This window comes from Undibacterium sp. GW821-FHT11B02, from assembly GCF_058808955.1.
In genome coordinates this window covers 1-17,441 of the sequence record NZ_JBXASD010000012.1, presented here as the reverse complement: position 1 = coordinate 17,441, position 17,441 = coordinate 1, and the positions used below count along the sequence as shown (strand labels likewise).

The following is a 17,441-nucleotide window of genomic DNA, read 5'->3' as shown; positions in this document are numbered from 1 at the left end:
AGCAAGACAAACTAAGGGATACTTAAAAATGACCGGGAAAAAGCAGTATGTAGACTTGGACGATACGGATCGAGCCATCCTGAGTCTTTTGCAGCAAGACGGCAACCTATCTAATCCTAAGCTGGCTGAACATGTTTCGTTAAGCGTGACACCTTGCTGGCGGAGACTGAAGCGACTGGAACAGGAAGGTTTTATCACAAGCTATCAGGCGAATCTGGATCGCCGCAAATTGGGCCTGGATGTCCTGGCTTTCGTTCAAGTGCGTTTTGTGGTTGTCACCGATGTATCGATCAAGCATTTTGAAGAAGTGATCCTGCAGCATCCAGAAGTCTTGTCGTGCCATAAGGTCACGGGCGAAGCGGATTATCTGCTACAAGTCGTGGTGGAAAACCTGGATGCTTACAGTGATTTTGTAGAGAATGTCCTGCGCATTGTGCCTGGAATCAGCATGATCCATTCAAGTCTGGCAATGCGCGAAATAAAATCATCAAGCCGACTGCCAATAAATGAAGTGGATAAAATATGATCAGGGTCCGCTAAAGAATTGCTGCACAAACCATCAAATTTAAGCAAATGCAGAGATTCGTGAGTTGATCGAGGCAAGCAATAGCGTGCTGGTCGAACAATTTCTTCGATTTTGGACACTGTCGATACCTGATGGCTGTTACCTTAAATGGCTGAGGAATGCCGCGTGCAAATCAAAACATTCGAAGTGAATTATTTGAGGTGGATGGTTTTTTTTAGGGGTGGCTACCTGACGGGCCTACGCATAACACTCAAATTATCGAGACGCCCGATTGCAGAAGTCGCGATACTCGAACAAAGATGAGTAGAAATGAATAACGGGCCACGAGGGCCCGTTATTACTTAGTTCCTGGCGGAGAAGGGGGGATTCGAACCCCCGGTAGGGATAAACCTACGCACGCTTTCCAGGCGTGTGACTTAAACCACTCATCCACCTCTCCTACATACATTCGCAGTCATTTGCCGTAACAGCGAAGTCCGCTATTCTAGCAAAATAAAATTCAACATGGAAGCTTTTTTCTTTTTTGTTGAAAAAGGTTCAAGCCCCCAGCCATGGCAGGCCTAACTGGCACCAACCGCCTACTGTTTTTCTGTGTCCATCGGCATCTTTATCACCTTCAAAGCCTTGCAGGATGTCAAAGCAGTTGGCATAGCCATGTTCTGTTGCCAGTTTGGCTGCATGGCGCGAACGTACACCAGAACGGCAAAGGAAGAGGATAGTACTGGTTTTGTCTGGTACTGCAGCTTGCAACTGGAGCATAAAATCCGGGTTCGGGGTGCCGCCGGGGTAAAGGCTCCATTGCACTGTCTGGTGTTGTGACGGGTTGATGTTGACACGGCCTACCCAGTCGCGTTCGGCGTTGGTGCGTACATCAACCAGCAAGACGTTGCTGTCGTTTTGCAATAATTCGAAAGCTTCTTGCGGGGTGACTGCACCAGCGTAATCCAGCGCCTGGTCGTGGCCGCGCTGGCGTGCTGTCTGAAGGTGGTTATTGGCGGGCATGTTGGTCTCCTTGCGTTACTGCTGAATGAAAAAATCGTCATCCATAAGTGTATATTAAATCTGTACCTGGCTTGCCATGTAGATAACCTTGAAATGCCTGACAGCCTTGCTGTTTCAAAAAGTCTTGCTGTTCCCTGGTTTCCACGCCTTCAGCAATCACCGCTAGTCCAAGGCTTTGTCCCAGTCCTATGATGGTGCGGGTAATGACCGCATCATTGGTGTTGTTGAGCATGTCGCGCACAAAAGACTGATCGATTTTCAGTTGATCCAGGGGCAGGCGTCTTAGATAGGACAAGGAAGAATAACCGGTCCCGAAATCGTCAAGAGAAAACCCCACACCTTGGGTTTTCAGTTGATTCATTCTGGCGATGGTCTCTTCTATATTGTCGACCAACAGGCTTTCGGTCAATTCGAGTTTTAATTTGCTGGCATCTATGCCTGCATGTGTGATGACCTCCTGCACTTGTGCAACAAAGTCAATCTGCCTGAATTGCCGGGCACTGACATTGACAGCGAGTGTCAGCGACGATGTAGCAGGATCTTGCTGCCATTCGAACAGTTTCTGACAGGCGGTTTTCAATATCCAAATGCCCAGGGGAATGATGAGTCCGGATTCTTCTGCCAGTGGAATAAAGTCGGCAGGGGACACCAGCCCACGTTGTGGATGTTTCCAGCGTATTAGTGCTTCCGCACCCAGAATTTTACCGGTCGTGTCAACTTGTGGCTGGTAGAACAGGACAAACTGGTTTTGTGCCAGCCCAGAACGCAGATCAGCCTCCATGGAAGCACGGGCGTTGACGATGTCCAGCATATCTGGGTCAAAGAAGCGGAACAGGTTGCCACCCTTGGCTTTGGCCTCATACATGGCGACTTCAACTTGCTTTAACAGTTCTTCTGCTTTGTCACTCTGTTTTCCAAACAGGGTGATGCCGATGCTGGCACTGCTGTGATATTCAAGATGTTCCAGGTCATACGGTTGATGCAGGTCAGACAGTATTTTGGTGGCGATCATTTGTGCTTCTATTGCTGCTTCGCGAATGTTGTCGCTGAGGTCATCAAGCAATAACACAAATTCGTCGCCACCTTGACGTGCCAGCGTGTCTCCCTGTCTGATACTGTGCGCCAGTCGCTTGGCAACAACCTGCAGTAAAAGATCGCCCTTGCCGTGTCCTATGGTGTCATTGATGGTCTTGAAATTATCAAGATCTAGAAACAGTAAAGCACCAACGCGGTTGAGACGGGATTTGCTCAGCAAGGTGTGCTGTAACCTGTCCAGCAGCAGCCGGCGATTCGCCAGGCCAGTCAAGGCATCGTGATAGGCGAGATGTTCGAGCTTTGCTTCGGTGGCTTTTCTTTGTGTAATGTCCAGCATGGTGGCGACATAATTGACGACTTTACCGCTGCTGGATTTGACGGCGGTGATAGTCAACCATTCAGGATACACTTCACCATTCCTGCGCCGATTCCAGATTTCGCCTTGCCAGTAGCCGCTCTTTTCAAGATAGTCGTTCATTTCTGCATAGAAGCTGTTGCCGTGCATGCCAGACTTTAGCAGACTGGTTTGTTTTCCTATGGCTTCTTCGCGACTATAGTCGGTGATGCGGGTGAATGCCTGATTGACGCGCAATATGGTCCTGTGTTCATCGGTAATGACCATGCCTTCCTGACCTTCAAAGGCAATGGCGGCAATACGTAAATCTTCTTCTACATGTTTGCGTTCGGTAATGTCTTGTACCGTGCCGTATCTATTGATGGCTGTGCCGTCTGCCTGTCGTTCCAGTTTGATCTGTATATATAGCCAGCGAGTTTGAGTGTCGACCAAAATCCTGTGTTCGATTTCCATCTCCTGGCCAGACATGGCTTTAGTCCAGGCATCGCTGACGAGCTTTCGGTCATTCGGGTGTACTCGCTGCATGACAGTGGCGCAAGTAATTTTACTGTCAGGGTCTATTCCCCAGATGCGACAGGCTTCTTCGGTATAGCGTATATCTTGATTATCCAGGCTGCAGATCCAGCTGCCTGTTTTGGAAATTGACTGGGCGCGGCGTAACTCTGCCTCACGCTGGGCCAGTTGATAGGTTCTTTTTTCTATGGTTTTTGTAAGATTGTGTTTTTGCTCGTGCGCTTCCAGTAATAGTCTGACCAGATAAGCGAGCATGGCGCTAAAGATGAGGCTCAGTAAATAATTGAGTCGTATGTCTTGCCTGACAACGCCTGGGGCATAGAGGGATTTTGCAGACGCCGTGCCATTCACATTCCAGCTACTCAATTCAGGTATGAGTAAAAAACTGGTGAGCATGGCCAGCAAAAAGATCCCTATGGAGAAGAGCAGGGGCCTGGTAAAAAGTTGGCGTAAATAGGCATACATGGTTATTAATGGATATGACGGGTAGAGCACATATGAGAATTCACGCAACTGGTGAAAGAGTAAACCGGTAAGCAAGTGAGGTGAAGATAGCTACATCGCAAATGAGAGTCAATCTCATTTATGAAAATGACGAGCCCGGTTGATACTGATCAAAGGATGCTCAGGCAAACGTTTGCAGTTTAACGAGTTTGGTAAGCTTCTGGCTGTCGGTTGACTTGGAAGCCTTAAGTGGAGAATGGTCAAAAAGTGATTTTAAAAAAGTATTTATAACAGCGGTAAAATCAGCAATTGCGAATCGCACTAAAAAGAGGAGAATAAGACATCTTTATAAATTAATGCACTTATTTAGTGCAAATAAATGTTTTTGCACTGTTTTGGTGTGCTTTGTTGTTTGTTTGCTTCAGGCAAGACTTATCTCTGTACAAGGAAAACGCCACAAAAACAAGCATTTAACAAATTTCAAATTTGAATATGCATTGGCTGGCTGATGGCATGGATTCTGCTATCATCTCTCACTGAGTTTAGCCGCCAGTTGAATTCAAGAGTGAACGAGGTAGGACTGTTCACTCGTTCTTGGTTGCTGGCAGGTGCAGGGCTCAGCAATTTCCGAATTTATTTTTAGCTCTATTAGAGGAGTTTCACATGGCAATGACAGCCGCAGAAGTCTTGAAAATGGCGAAAGACAACGAAGTCAAGTTCGTTGATTTTCGCTTTGCTGATACCCGAGGCAAAGAACAGCACGTAACTGTTCCAGTTTCCCAGTTCGACATCGATAAATTCGAATCTGGCCACGCATTTGACGGCTCGTCCATCGCTGGCTGGAAAGGTATTGAAGCATCCGACATGTTGTTGATGCCTGATCCTAATACTGCCAATATCGATCCTTTCTTCGAAGAAACAACATTGTTCATGCAATGTGACGTTATCGAGCCATCCGACGGCAAGGGCTATGACCGCGATCCACGTTCCATCGCAAAACGCGCTGAAGCATATTTGAAATCTTCCGGCATTGGTGACACTGCTTACTTTGGCCCAGAACCAGAATTCTTCATTTTTGACAGCGTGCGCTGGAAAGTGGACATGTCCGGATCCTTCGTCAAGATTGACTCTGATGAAGCCTCCTGGACAACCGGCGAAAAACTCGAAGGCGGCAATACTGGCCATCGTCCAACCGTTAAAGGTGGTTATTTCCCAGTTCCTCCAGTCGACAGCTTCCAGGACATGCGTTCTGAAATGTGTTTGATCCTGGAATCCCTGGGTATCCCGGTTGAAGTGCATCATCATGAAGTGGCTGGCGCTGGTCAAAACGAAATCGGCACCAAGTTCTCTACCTTGGTTGAGCGCGCTGACTGGACACAAAACCTGAAATACGTCGTCTGGAACGTGGCTCATACCTACGGCAAGACGGCGACTTTTATGCCTAAACCTATCGTTGGCGATAACGGTTCTGGTATGCACGTGCATCAATCCATCTGGAAAGATGGCAAAAACCTGTTTGCTGGTGACGGTTATGCCGGTTTGTCTGATTTCGCCCTGTACTACATCGGCGGCATTATCAAACATGCAAAAGCATTGAATGCGATTACTAACCCAGGTACCAACTCTTATAAGCGTTTGGTTCCAGGTTACGAAGCTCCGGTTAAACTGGCTTATTCGTCACGTAACCGTTCTGCTTCCATCCGTATTCCTTACGTTGCCAATCCAAAAGGCCGTCGTATCGAAACACGTTTCCCTGATCCTCTGGCTAACCCATACCTGTGCTTCTCCGCACTGATGATGGCAGGTCTGGATGGCGTTCAAAACAAAATCCATCCTGGCGAAGCAGCTAGCAAAGATCTGTACCACTTGCCACCAGAAGAAGATGCATTGATCCCAACAGTCTGCGCTTCCCTGGAAGAGGCACTGAATGCTTTGAACAAGGATCGTGAATTCCTGACACGCGGCGGTGTGTTCAGCGACAGCATGATTGATGCGTACATCGACCTGAAAATGCAAGAAGTACAACGCTTCCGCATGACGACTCACCCAGTCGAATTCGACATGTACTACTCTCTGTAATCAGGGGAAAAACAAAAAAGCGGGGGCAACCCCGCTTTTTTTGTTACAAATGCTGATTTTTTCGTAATTGTGTTGCAGCGCTGCATCGCATACACTACAAGTCCGTGATTGATTATTGCTTTAATATGAATCGACTATTATCAGGTTTCATTCTCTTGATTGGTGTGCAGGCATATGCTCATGCGCAGGGCGATGTGTATTTGTGTGTCGATGAGAACGGCAAAAAAGAATACAAGAACACAGGTATTGTCAAAGGCTGTAAAAAAGTGGAGTTGCAGGGTATTACTGTGGTGCCAGCTCCTGTTTTCCCGACTGCGGGTAAGAAACCCCAGGGTAAGCCTGCCAGTAGCCCCAGTGATTTCCCCAAGGTAGATGAGGGTACGCAAAAAGCCAGGGATTCAGATCGCAAACAAATTTTGCAGGATGAATTGAAGGCAGAAGAGCAAAAGCTGGAGAATTTGAAAAAAGAGTTCAATAATGGTGAACCTGAAAGGCGAGGTGATGAAAAAAATTACGCCAAATACCAGGAACGCACCAATATGATGAAAGAAGAGATTAGTCGCACCGAAAAGAACATAGAAGCACTGAAGCGAGAGATAGGCAATTTGAAATAAGTCGCCCATGCCGGGAAAATGGCATATTGCAGTCCTGCAGTGCCGAGCCGGGCATGATGCTTGCGTAAAGGTCGCTTAGTGCGGCCTTTTTTTATGGATATCGCTTGAAAACTCCACTTACCTCATTTGCCGGACTGGATTTACTGACATCGGCCGTCATTGTGCTGGATGCAGAAGGTAGCATTTTGTTTGCCAATGCCGCAGCTGAAAATTTGCTGGATAGCTCATTCAAGTCGCTGACGCATTTGAAACTGACTGATTTGTTCCTCAACGGCGAAGAGTTGATCGAGGTGTTTCACCAGGCGGTGGCACACCAGTTTGCCGACAAGCGTCAGGACCTGACGCTGGAGCGTGCCGGGCGCGAGGCGCTGCACGTGCATAGTATCGTGACGGCGCTGGATAACCCTGATACGCCGGTGTTGATAGAGTTACGGGAAAACGTCCAGCAACTGAAGCTCGACAGAGAAGAGCGCATGCTCGATCAGAGCAAGGCTAATAAGGAATTGATACGTAACCTGGCTCACGAAATCAAAAACCCTTTGGGTGGAATACGGGGGGCAGCGCAACTGCTGGAACTGGAATTGCCCGAACGCCACCTGCGCGAATTGCGTGAATACACCCAGGTCATCATCAAGGAAGCTGACCGGCTGCAGACCCTGGTGGACCGCTTGCTGGCTCCGCACCGGCTGCCACATATCGTTGGCGACGTGAATATCCATGAAGTCTGTGAGCGCGTGCGCAGTTTGATTGTGGCTGAATTCCCGCAAGGGCTGACGATCAGGCGCGACTATGATTTATCGATACCTGAGTTTCGTGGTGACAAAGAACAGTTGATACAGACAGTGTTGAACATCGCTCACAATGCTGCCCAGGCCTTGCATGAAAGAATCAGGCAAGGTGATGCGGTGCTGACTTTTAAGTCGCGCGTGGTGCGACAGATCACGTTGGCGAAGGTGCGTTACAGGCTGGCATTAGATTTGCATATCATTGATAACGGTCCGGGAATTCCACCCGAGATACGCAACCGGATTTTTTACCCATTGGTATCGGGTAAGGAAGGCGGCAGCGGTCTGGGATTGACACTGGCGCAAACTTTCGTTGAACAGCACTTGGGTGTCATCGAATGTGAGAGCAGGCCAGGGTATACGGATTTCCGGATACTCATTCCCTTACCTTGAAATGAGGTGGGGGAAAAGTGGTTGCACCAAAAGTGCTCCTTCTATTGAAATGCTTAACACAGAATGCAGAACGATAATATGAAACCAATCTGGATAGTGGATGACGACGATTCAATTCGCTGGGTGCTGGAAAAAGCACTGGCGAGGGAAAATCTGGCAACGCGCAGCTTCACCAATGCAAGAGATGCGATGAACGCTTTGCAAAGCGATACACCGCAGGTACTGGTCTCTGACATACGCATGCATGGTGCTTCCGGCTTGGAACTCTTGCAAACCGTCAAGGCCAAATATCCGGGTTTGCCCGTGATTATCATGACGGCGTTTTCGGATCTGGAATCTGCAGTTGCAGCATTTCAGGGCGGTGCATTTGAATATCTCGCCAAGCCTTTTGATCTGGACAAGGCGGTCGAACTGATACGTCGTGCGCTGGATGAAAGTCTGCGTGAATCCAGTGTTGAACAAAGCATTTCTGAAACACCAGAAATCCTCGGGCAGGCACCTGCCATGCAGGACGTGTTTCGGGCCATAGGTCGTTTGTCGCAATCGAATGTGACGGTACTGATTACCGGCGAGTCCGGCAGCGGTAAAGAACTGGTGGCGCGTGCACTGCATAAGCATAGCCCACGTGCATCCCAGCCTTTTATTGCGTTGAACACGGCTGCTATTCCAAAGGATTTGCTGGAATCAGAATTGTTCGGTCATGAACGTGGCGCTTTTACTGGCGCTCAAACTACGCGACGTGGGCGTTTTGAGCAGGCAGAAGGCGGTACGCTGTTCCTGGATGAAATTGGTGATATGCCTTTTGATTTGCAAACACGCTTGTTGCGTGTTTTATCGGATGGTCACTTTTACCGTGTTGGTGGGCATCAACCAATGAAGGCGAATGTGCGCGTCATTGCGGCTACTCACCAGAATCTGGAAACCCGTGTCAAAGATGGCTTGTTCCGCGAAGACTTGTATCATCGTTTGAACGTTATCCGCTTGCGCTTGCCTAGTTTGCGTGAACGTCGCGAAGATATTCCCTTGCTGACCAAATACTTCCTGACCCAGAGCGCCAAGCAATTGGGTGTGGATGTAAAACGCATGTCGGAACCAGCGCTCCAGTTTTTGTCCAGCCTGGATTTTCCGGGCAATGTCCGGCAGCTGGAAAACCTGTGCAACTGGATTACAGTCATGGCACCGGGGCAGACAGTAGAAATTCCTGATTTGCCCCAGGATCTGGTGCCGGTCGTTGTGAATGCTGTTTCGCCAAATTTACAGCCAGCTGGTATGAATGGCAGTGAATTGCAGGCACGCTCGGCCGAGCATGTTTTCCCCGCACCTGTGTCGGGAGGTGCCGGCTCTTTCATGGAAAAGCCGATTTACCGTAGTGGAGAAAGCTGGATATCTTTGCTGGAAGCCGAGGCTGCTGCCATGCTGGCAGAAGGGCAATCCGAAGTGATTGACAAGCTGGGTCGCAGTTTTGAATCCGTTGTCATCAAGGCTGCCTTGCGCCACACCCATGGTCGCAAGAATGATGCAGCCATTCGTTTGGGCATAGGCCGCAATACGATTACACGCAAGATTCAGGAACTGGGTATAGATGGCGTAAAGGACGAATAAACTTGCAATCGTTTGCCGCACAGAGGCAAGATTGATTGCAGAAAACCAAAAGGGGCATGCTTGCATGCCCCTTTGTCATTGCTAAGGAAGTTTTTTTAGAATACACGCCACAGGGAAAAACTTAGCAGACAAAAGAAAGCCGCCACAATGTCGTCCCACATCACGCCAAAGCCACCTTTGAAGCGACGGTCAAAATACCCGATAGGCGGGGGTTTTGCCATATCAAAAAAGCGAAAGATGATAAAGGCCCAGCATTGAGTTTGCCAACTGGCAGGTGTGATGAACAATAGCACCAGCCACATGGCAATGATTTCATCCCAGACCATGCTGCCATGATCGGCGACACCCATGTTTTTGCCGGTAATGCGGCAAGCCCAGACACCGATGATAAAACCCAGAAGGATGATGACGGCCCAGTTGGTTGTGGTAAAAATCTCTGGCCAGCGTGTTGAAAAAACATGGAAACTCAACCATCCAAACAATGTGCCGGATGTGCCAGGCATGATAGGTGACAGACCACTACCGAAACCTTGCGCCAGTATATGGGCGGGGTGGCGCATCATGAAACGCCAGGTGGGTTTGGTGACGATGGCTATTTGGCCTTGTTCTAGGGTAGTCATGGATTGACGAAGTGATCAAAGGATTGAAAAGTCAGATGCAGGTCTTTACCCTCATCATCCAGCAGACGTAAACCGCCTGCGCTTTCTATCTGACCTATGCGGGTGACGGTGGTGTTCGATTGCACAGCAGCAGCCAGCACTTGTTGCCTGTTGCTTACCGGTGCGGTAAAGCATAATTCATAATCATCGCCGCCATTTAGCGTAAATTGCCTGCGCAAATCTTGTGGTTGTGTTTGCAGTACCGGTCCTGCCGGAAGCTGGTCTATCAAAAGAGTGGCACCGACGCCGGATTTTTCCAGGATATGGCCAAGATCGCCAGCCAGTCCATCTGAAATATCCAACGCTGCATGGGCAATGCCGCGCAGTGCCTGACCCAATGCGATACGCGGGCTGGGCATATGCATGCGTAATGCAGCTTGCTGGTGTGCTTGCGGGTCAAGCACGAGCTCGTTCCAGTAAGCGGCCAATGCCAGACGTGCGTCACCCAAAGTACCGGACACCCAGATATCGTCACCGCTGCGCGCAGCATCTCGTCGTAGTGCCGTACCCGGTGGCAGTTCGCCAAAAATCGTGATGCAGATATTCAGCGGCCCCTTGGTAGTATCACCACCGATGAGCGGGCATTGATATTCATCGGACAATGCCAACAAGCCCGCTGAAAATTCAGCCAGCCAGGCAGGATTGGCTTCTGGCAGTGACAGGGCAAGGGTAAATGCGATGGGTTTCGCCCCCATGGCAGCCAGGTCCGACAAATTGACTGCCAGGCATTTATGACCCAGCATGCGTGGATCAGCATCGGGAAAAAAATGACGGCCAGACACCAGCATGTCACTGGAAATGGCCATTTGCATACCTGGACTGGGATTGAGCAGCGCGCAATCATCCCCTATGCCCAGAGCGATGCGGCTGTCTTGAATACGGTGTTGCGCAAAATAGCGCTTGATGAGGTCAAATTCTGAGAGCATGCGCGCATTGTACCGAATGAAGCCCGGGATTCAACATAACTGGGCTATTTCTGTACAAATGCGGGCCTGTATGACTGGACGTATTTGAAAACTACACAACTGCCGCAGCCTGTGCTTCTGTCAATTCTGCGATCAGCGCATTTCTTGATTTTGCGTCCTGCGGCGCGACGGCAAAGCCGTGCAAGACCTTGTTACTGTCAAAAAAACGACTGGTGGTGACGCCCGCAGTGTGTTCTGATTCCCACGTGCCTGATTGACTGATGCTAATAGCTGGTGGTATCAAGGCAACCGGATAGCAGGGGGTTTTGACCAGTACCGCAGCTGGTTTCAAGTCTATGCGGGTTGCCTGCCCCGTCAGGCTGACAGCAATTGCCCGCGCTGCTGCCATCAACGGGGCCACATAAGGCATGACGTTCTGGCTACCATCGGCCAGAGTATATTGAACACAATCACCAAGGGCATACACATTGCTGGCGCTGGTCTGGCCATATTCATTCACTATAATGCCGCGTTCAGTACGCAATTGTGCTGCCTGGGCCAGTCTGGTATCGGGACGTAAGCCGACCGCAGATAACACGATGTCGGTAGCAAAACTGTCGCCATTGGACAAAGTGACCAACAGGGCCTTGCCTTGCTGATCAATCTGACTGGCAGTGATGCCAAGCTTCAGTTGCACGCCTTTTTCCAACAATGCTGCTTGCAAGCCTTGTGAAATGGCGACCGGTGCCAGTGCTGCCAGTGGCAAGGTGTTCGGGTCTATCAGGGTGACGGCATGACCAGCACTTGCCAGATCATTACTGAATTCACAACCTATCAATCCAGCCCCCAGGATGGTGACGTTCACCTTGTCGCCAGCTTGTGTCACCTTGTCACGAAACACCACGTAGTCAGCCAAGCTGTTGACCGACAAGGCCTGTTCAGCCGCATTGCCCGCGATAGGCAGACGTATGGCTTGCGCACCCAGCGCCAGGACCAGTTGCGCATACTCGAACTCCCCCATATTGGTTTGTACAGTTTGCGCGTCAGTATCGATACCGCTGACCATGGTCCGGGTCAGAATATGGGCATTCAATTGCGCAGCCATTTGTTCAACAGTCTGGCTTTGTAATTGGTGTGCTTGCTTGCCCAACGCAAAAGCGTTTGACAGCATGGGTTTGGAATAAAAGCCGCCATCATCGCCAGTAATGATCAGCAAAGGCGTCGTTTTATCAAGCTTGCGGAATTCCCTGGCGGTTGTGTAACCAGCCAGACCTGAACCGATGATGACGATGGGTTTCATGACTGACCTCAGATTTCTATCATATCAAAATCAGCTTTGGCGACGCCGCAATCCGGGCATTCCCAGTCTGCAGGGATATCGTCCCAGCGTGTACCTGCGGCGATGCCTTCTTCTGGCAGACCTATGGATTCATCATAAATGAAGCCGCATACGATGCATTGGTAAGTTTTCATGTTGTCCTCTGTCTTAGTGGGCGTATCGTGTATTGAATAGTCGAGTTTTTTGCTGTGTTCTTACATGCTGGTCTGGAAAGCATCAAGCCTGATTGGCTTCCAGTACTGACCGATAGTGATTGGCATGGCGTTCTTCAACCTTGGCCAGTGCAGCAAAGCGCTTTGCTGCGATTTCTAAAGTCCGCTTAAAGTTTTCAGCGTGTTCCTTAGATTCGGCGATTTGCTCATCGTATTCAGCGACAGCTGCATGGTTACCTTCTTCCACAGCGAGATGGCGGAATTTTGGGTACATTTCAGTGTATTCATAGGTTTCACCTTCAATAGCAATTTCCAGAGCGCGTTGTGGTGTCAACTGGTTTTTGGGGTATAACAAATCCAGATGACCAAAGGCATGCATGACTTCCTGATCAGCGGTGGCTTCAAAGGCTTCTGCAATTTCGATGGCACCTGCCTCGCGTGCCAGTTTTGCAAAGTAACGGTATTTGATATGGGCCATGGATTCGCCTGCAAAAGCGGATTCAAGGTTTTGGATGGTGACGGATGGGTTTGCCTGGGTGCTCATAGTGCTCTCCTTGGGTTATTTACTAAAGCTTGCTTGCGTTTGCTATCAACGTGAGACAGATCATAGATTTTTATAATTGATTTGAAAAGACAATTAATTTTATTAATCCAATAGTTAATTCCTATATTTTCTTGCCTAACAGAATAAATTGCATTTGGTTATGCGCCAAAAGCATATGAGTCGTACAAATACGTATAAAGTTAGAAGGTTCCCTCTGCTAAAATCACGGGCAGTAAGATTTCCGTAAGCAAAAATAGAAAGAAGGCCAAGCACATGGATTCGTCAGATCAAAAAGAGCAAATGCGTCAACAATTGCGCCAGGCGGCGCTGGAATATCATGAATTCCCAACGCCGGGCAAAATCAGCGTCACTGCAACCAAGCAATTGACCAATCAACGTGATCTGGCTTTGGCGTACTCCCCCGGTGTAGCCGCTCCATGTGAAGAAATCGTGGCTGACCCGACAGCAGCATTCAAATACACTGCCCGTGGCAATCTGGTTGGTGTGATCACCAACGGTACGGCGGTACTTGGCCTGGGTAATATTGGTCCGCTGGCATCCAAACCAGTGATGGAAGGAAAGGGCGTCCTGTTCAAGAAATTTGCTGGTATTGATGTATTTGACATCGAAATCAGCGAAAATGATCCAGATAAACTGGTTGATATCATTGCGTCTCTGGAGCCGACGTTTGGCGGCATTAATCTGGAAGACATCAAGGCACCAGAATGCTTCTACATAGAACGCAAACTGCGTGAACGCATGAAGATACCGGTCTTTCACGATGATCAGCATGGCACAGCGATCATCGTTGGTGCGGCGATCCTGAATGGTTTGAAAGTGGTTGGTAAAACCATCAAGAATACCAAGCTGGTGGTATCTGGTGCGGGTGCCGCGGCGCTGGCTTGTCTGGATTTGATTGTGGACCTGGGTTTCCCGCTGGAAAATATTTTCGTGACTGACCTGGCTGGTGTGGTGTACAAAGGTCGTGTCGAGCTGATGGACCCGGACAAAGAACGTTTTGCACAAGAAACGACTGCCCGCAGTTTGCGTGATGTAATGCCTGATGCGGATATTTTCCTGGGCCTGTCGGCTGCCGGCGTGCTGAAGCAAGATATGGTCAAGCTGATGGCACCAAATCCCCTGATCCTGGCGTTGGCCAACCCTACACCTGAAATTTTGCCGGAAGAAGTCAAGGCTGTGCGTGATGATGCCATCATGGCTACAGGACGCTCTGACTACCCTAACCAGGTCAACAACGTTTTGTGTTTCCCTTATATTTTCCGTGGTGCTTTGGATTGTGGTGCAACCACCATCACGCGTGAAATGGAAATCGCGGTTGTGCATGCGATTGCTGAACTGGCCCGGGCTGAGCAGTCAGACATCGTTGCCTCTGCCTACGGCATCAGTAACTTGTCTTTTGGCCCTGAATACCTGATTCCGAAACCTTTTGATCCGCGCCTGATGATCAAGATTGCCCCGGCAGTGGCGCGTGCAGCAGAAGAGTGTGGTGTGGCAGCGCGCCCGATCAAGGACATGCAGGCTTATGTCGAGAGACTACAGCAGTTTGTGTACCACAGTGGCACATTCATGAAGCCACTGTTCCAGATCGCCAAAAAAGCCCCTGCAGAACGCAAGCGTATTGTCTTTGCAGAAGGCGAAGAAGAAAAAGTTTTGCGTGCTGTACAGGTCATTGTGGATGAAAAACTGGCGACACCTATCCTGGTGGGCCGTCCGCACATTCTCGATCAGCGCATAGAAAAATTTGGCCTGCGTCTCAAGGCTGGTGAAGACTTCCAGGTGATCAACCCTGAGCATGATGATCGTTATCGTGATTACTGGCAGACCTATCATCAGATGACTGCTCGCAAGGGCGTGACCGAACAATATGCCAAACTGGAAATGCGCCGCCGTCATTCACTGATCGGTGCCATGATGATCCATAAAGGCGATGCCGACGGCATGATTTGCGGCACCTTTGGTACTACTGGTCTGCATCTGAATTACATCAATCAAGTGTTGGGTAAACGTGAAGGCGTGAACGTTTATGCCGCCATGAATGGCCTGGTCTTGCCAGATCGCCAGCTTGTGCTGGTCGATACGCATGTCAATGAAAACCCGACGGCAGAGCAAATTGCCGAGATTACCATTCTGGCTGCAGAAGAAATGCGTCGCTTTGGCTTGCTTCCAAAAGCAGCCTTGTTATCGCATTCGAATTTCGGCTCCAGCAATAGCGAATCTGCACAAAAAATGCGTGCGGCCTTGGCCATCATTCAGCGTGACGCGCCTGATCTGGAAGTCGATGGTGAAATGCATGGTGATACGGCACTCGATGCAAGCTATCGCAAGAAGATGATGCCAAATTCGACTTTAAAGAGCGATGCAAATCTGCTCGTCATGCCGAATATTGATGCCGCAAATATTGCCTACAACCTGCTGAAAACAACTGCGGGCAATAACGTGGCGATTGGCCCTATCTTGCTGGGTTGCGCCAAGCCGGTACATATCTTGACTCCGTCAGCAACGGTTCGTCGTATCGTCAATATGACAGCCCTGTGTGTAGTGGATGCGGTGGCACAGCGTTAATTTGTACTCGGTGTGAAAAAAGCCAGTCTGGTATTTCAGGCTGGCTTTTTTATTTTTAAGAGACTTATTTTTATTGTTTAACAGGTACGCGCCCGGTAGGTACGACGTTCGATGCATGCAGGCAATGGCCATGCTGGTCATCAAAAAACATATGCGGCTTGAAGGCAGCCAACACAGCTGACTTGTTGACACCACCCATAAAGAAAGTTTCATCGATTGCGATATTCCATGCACGCAGCGTACGTATCACACGCTCATGCGCAGGTGAGGCGCGGGCTGTTACCAGTGCCGTACGCAGGGGGAAGGCACGGCCATCCGGTGTTTTGAAATTATTCTGCAAATACGAAAGTGCCACCAGTAGCCTGGCAAAAGGCCCTTGTGGTAAAGGTTTTTTGGCATTTTCTCTCTCGTGCTCTTCAAAGGCTTCCACGCCAAACTCTTGATAAATACGTTCAGATTCATCTGAAAAAATTACTGCGTCACCGTCGAAGGCAATACGAATTTGTTCCGGGTCAGCAGCATTTTCTGGCAAACGATATAGCATTGCCGATGCTACGCCAGAGTTGATGGCGGCCTGTACGTCATCTTCATGCAGAGACAAAAACAGACTGACATTGAAAGCCAGCAGATAAGGTGCCAAAGGCGCGCCACCGGACAAGGCCGCCCGCGTAATATCCAGGCCATAGTGAGCGATGGAATTAAATATGCGCAAGGAAGTCTCAGATGAATTACGTGACATGATGACGACTTCTACCAGCCTGTGACCAGGTGTCAGTTCATTCAGTTTCAGTAAGGCTTTTACCAGGCCAAAGCCGGCACCTGGCTTTAAGACACTGTTTTCCTCTTGCAACTGGTGTTGGCGATAAGCGTCCAGTCCTTGTTCCTGAAACAGAGTTTCTTCTGTTTCCAGATCAAATAAGGCGCGGGAGGAAATTCCTATGACGAGGAGATTGTCTAGCGAAAATGGCATGGTTAGTTGGTTTTATTATGAAATGTTGAATAGTCAGCATTTATTTTATTGTTTTACTACATGACTTGACGAAATGTCAGATTAATTCTTTGTGTACCCAATAGAGGGTGGGCTGCTTCCTTGACTGGTGCTACACCATGGTAACGCAATCGTGCAGGGCCACCCCAGACAACTACATCGCCATGTGCCAGATGATAGCGTCGGACAGGGGCGGTGCGTTGCATGCCGCCAAAAAGAAAGATCGCCGGTATACCTAATGAAAAAGACACGATGGGCGCAGCAAAATTTTTCTCATCCTTATCCTGGTGCAAACTCAGTCGTGATCCGACTTGATATTGATTGATCAGACAACTATCCGGTTGGAAGTCAGGGTAACCAGCCTCCAACGCTGCCTGTCTGGCCAGTACTGAAAGCCCCTCTGGCATTGCTGGCCAGTGCTCGGCATTTTCCGGGTCATAAGGGCTATAGCGATAACCATCTTTATCTGACACCCAGCCGACATCACCGCAACAAGTCATTGCGACCGACATGCGATGGCCGTTTGGTGTACGCACCTGCCGGAAAGGATGCTTACTTAATACCTGCTCTATACCTTCCATTATTTCAGTTTCATGCTGCACTGAAAAATGTCGGAGGATAAGAGCACCGTCGCAGATGGGTTCTACCCATGGCTGCATGTCGCTGGCATTGTCAAAGAGTGAATAATTCATTGCCCTATTTCTTGTCTGCGCTTACTTAACTATATGAGGGTGTGATTCAATTTTTGAAAGATTAGCATGTAAAGTAAATTGTTCTTGCAAAGGGGTCGATAAGTTTGCTATAGTTCGCCTCCCGCAGAAGAGCGGGGCGAGAAGAGAAGTAAAGAAGCTGACGAAAAGAGCGATTGGATAGATTGCGGAAAGAGTTGGTGGCTGTGAATACGGTGCAACAGTTTAGCGAGC

General features: G+C 49.2%; 16 protein-coding genes and 1 tRNA gene. 7 read left to right on the top strand and 10 right to left on the bottom strand.

Translation table 11 applies throughout. The annotated features are described in order from the left end of the window. Positions 1–28 precede the first annotated feature (28 nt). The gene (locus AC1RVX_RS22940; protein ID WP_493218906.1) at positions 29–526 is read left to right on the top strand and encodes an Lrp/AsnC family transcriptional regulator; all 498 of its coding nucleotides are present in this window, start codon (positions 29–31) and stop codon (positions 524–526) included. Positions 527–875: 349 nt separating this feature from the next. On the opposite strand, the gene AC1RVX_RS22935 is transcribed toward AC1RVX_RS22940, so the two are convergent. From AC1RVX_RS22935 to AC1RVX_RS22925, 3 genes are all read right to left on the bottom strand, one after another. Further along, positions 876–965: transfer RNA gene (locus AC1RVX_RS22935), tRNA-Ser, on the bottom strand. A gap of 98 nt (positions 966–1,063) precedes the next feature. Beyond that, a complete protein-coding gene (locus AC1RVX_RS22930) occupies positions 1,064–1,528 on the bottom strand; it encodes a rhodanese-like domain-containing protein (RefSeq protein WP_493218905.1) in 465 nt (154 codons plus the stop codon). A gap of 37 nt (positions 1,529–1,565) precedes the next feature. Further along, positions 1,566–3,827, bottom strand: a complete 2,262-nt coding sequence (locus tag AC1RVX_RS22925; RefSeq protein WP_493218904.1) for a putative bifunctional diguanylate cyclase/phosphodiesterase — start codon at positions 3,825–3,827, stop codon at positions 1,566–1,568. Positions 3,828–4,111: 284 nt separating this feature from the next. Between AC1RVX_RS22925 and AC1RVX_RS22920 the strand changes: the two genes are divergently transcribed. From AC1RVX_RS22920 to ntrC, 5 genes are all read left to right on the top strand, one after another. Then, complete coding sequence (locus AC1RVX_RS22920) at positions 4,112–4,384, top strand: hypothetical protein (protein WP_493218903.1); 273 nt, start codon at positions 4,112–4,114, stop codon at positions 4,382–4,384. Between the two features lie 154 nt (positions 4,385–4,538). Further along, positions 4,539–5,954, top strand: coding sequence for a type I glutamate--ammonia ligase (gene glnA, locus AC1RVX_RS22915; protein WP_493218902.1), 1,416 nt, complete (start codon positions 4,539–4,541; stop codon positions 5,952–5,954). A gap of 125 nt (positions 5,955–6,079) precedes the next feature. Further along, on the top strand, positions 6,080–6,568 hold the full coding sequence (locus AC1RVX_RS22910; RefSeq protein WP_493218901.1) for a DUF4124 domain-containing protein: 489 nt from the start codon (positions 6,080–6,082) through the stop codon (positions 6,566–6,568). A 104-nt stretch (positions 6,569–6,672) separates the two neighbouring features. After that, positions 6,673–7,746: a nitrogen regulation protein NR(II) gene (glnL, locus tag AC1RVX_RS22905; RefSeq protein ID WP_493218900.1), complete on the top strand. Its 1,074-nt coding sequence runs from the start codon at positions 6,673–6,675 to the stop codon at positions 7,744–7,746. A gap of 78 nt (positions 7,747–7,824) precedes the next feature. Beyond that, positions 7,825–9,348 carry a nitrogen regulation protein NR(I) gene (ntrC, locus tag AC1RVX_RS22900; RefSeq protein WP_493218899.1) on the top strand — a complete coding sequence of 508 codons (1,524 nt, stop codon included), beginning with the start codon at positions 7,825–7,827 and terminating at the stop codon, positions 9,346–9,348. Between the two features lie 95 nt (positions 9,349–9,443). Here the strand turns inward: ntrC and AC1RVX_RS22895 are convergent, their stop codons facing one another. The 5 genes from AC1RVX_RS22895 to AC1RVX_RS22875 all read right to left on the bottom strand — a co-directional run bounded on the left by AC1RVX_RS22895 (position 9,444) and on the right by AC1RVX_RS22875 (position 12,947). Then, a complete protein-coding gene (locus tag AC1RVX_RS22895) occupies positions 9,444–9,968 on the bottom strand; it encodes a phosphatidylglycerophosphatase A family protein (RefSeq protein WP_493218898.1) in 525 nt (174 codons plus the stop codon). After that, a complete protein-coding gene (gene thiL, locus AC1RVX_RS22890) occupies positions 9,965–10,933 on the bottom strand; it encodes a thiamine-phosphate kinase (RefSeq protein WP_493218897.1) in 969 nt (322 codons plus the stop codon). The genes AC1RVX_RS22895 and thiL overlap by 4 nt, the downstream gene beginning before the upstream one ends. Positions 10,934–11,024: 91 nt before the next feature. Further along, positions 11,025–12,212: an FAD-dependent oxidoreductase gene (locus tag AC1RVX_RS22885; RefSeq protein WP_493218896.1), complete on the bottom strand. Its 1,188-nt coding sequence runs from the start codon at positions 12,210–12,212 to the stop codon at positions 11,025–11,027. 8 nt (positions 12,213–12,220) lie between these two features. Further along, positions 12,221–12,385 (bottom strand): rubredoxin, encoded by a 165-nt coding sequence (locus tag AC1RVX_RS22880; protein ID WP_422988001.1) that lies wholly within the window; start codon positions 12,383–12,385, stop codon positions 12,221–12,223. A gap of 82 nt (positions 12,386–12,467) precedes the next feature. Continuing rightward, complete coding sequence (locus tag AC1RVX_RS22875) at positions 12,468–12,947, bottom strand: rubrerythrin family protein (RefSeq protein WP_493218895.1); 480 nt, start codon at positions 12,945–12,947, stop codon at positions 12,468–12,470. A 273-nt stretch (positions 12,948–13,220) separates the two neighbouring features. Here AC1RVX_RS22875 and AC1RVX_RS22870 point away from each other — a divergent pair, with 273 nt between their 5' ends. Continuing rightward, the gene (locus AC1RVX_RS22870) at positions 13,221–15,530 is read left to right on the top strand and encodes an NADP-dependent malic enzyme (protein WP_493218894.1); all 2,310 of its coding nucleotides are present in this window, start codon (positions 13,221–13,223) and stop codon (positions 15,528–15,530) included. 70 nt (positions 15,531–15,600) lie between these two features. Here the strand turns inward: AC1RVX_RS22870 and AC1RVX_RS22865 are convergent, their stop codons facing one another. Further along, positions 15,601–16,500 (bottom strand): 5'-nucleotidase, encoded by a 900-nt coding sequence (locus AC1RVX_RS22865; RefSeq protein ID WP_493218893.1) that lies wholly within the window; start codon positions 16,498–16,500, stop codon positions 15,601–15,603. 56 nt (positions 16,501–16,556) lie between these two features. Continuing rightward, positions 16,557–17,210 carry a DNA oxidative demethylase AlkB gene (gene alkB / locus AC1RVX_RS22860; protein WP_493218892.1) on the bottom strand — a complete coding sequence of 218 codons (654 nt, stop codon included), beginning with the start codon at positions 17,208–17,210 and terminating at the stop codon, positions 16,557–16,559. Between the last annotated feature and the right edge of the window lie 231 nt (positions 17,211–17,441).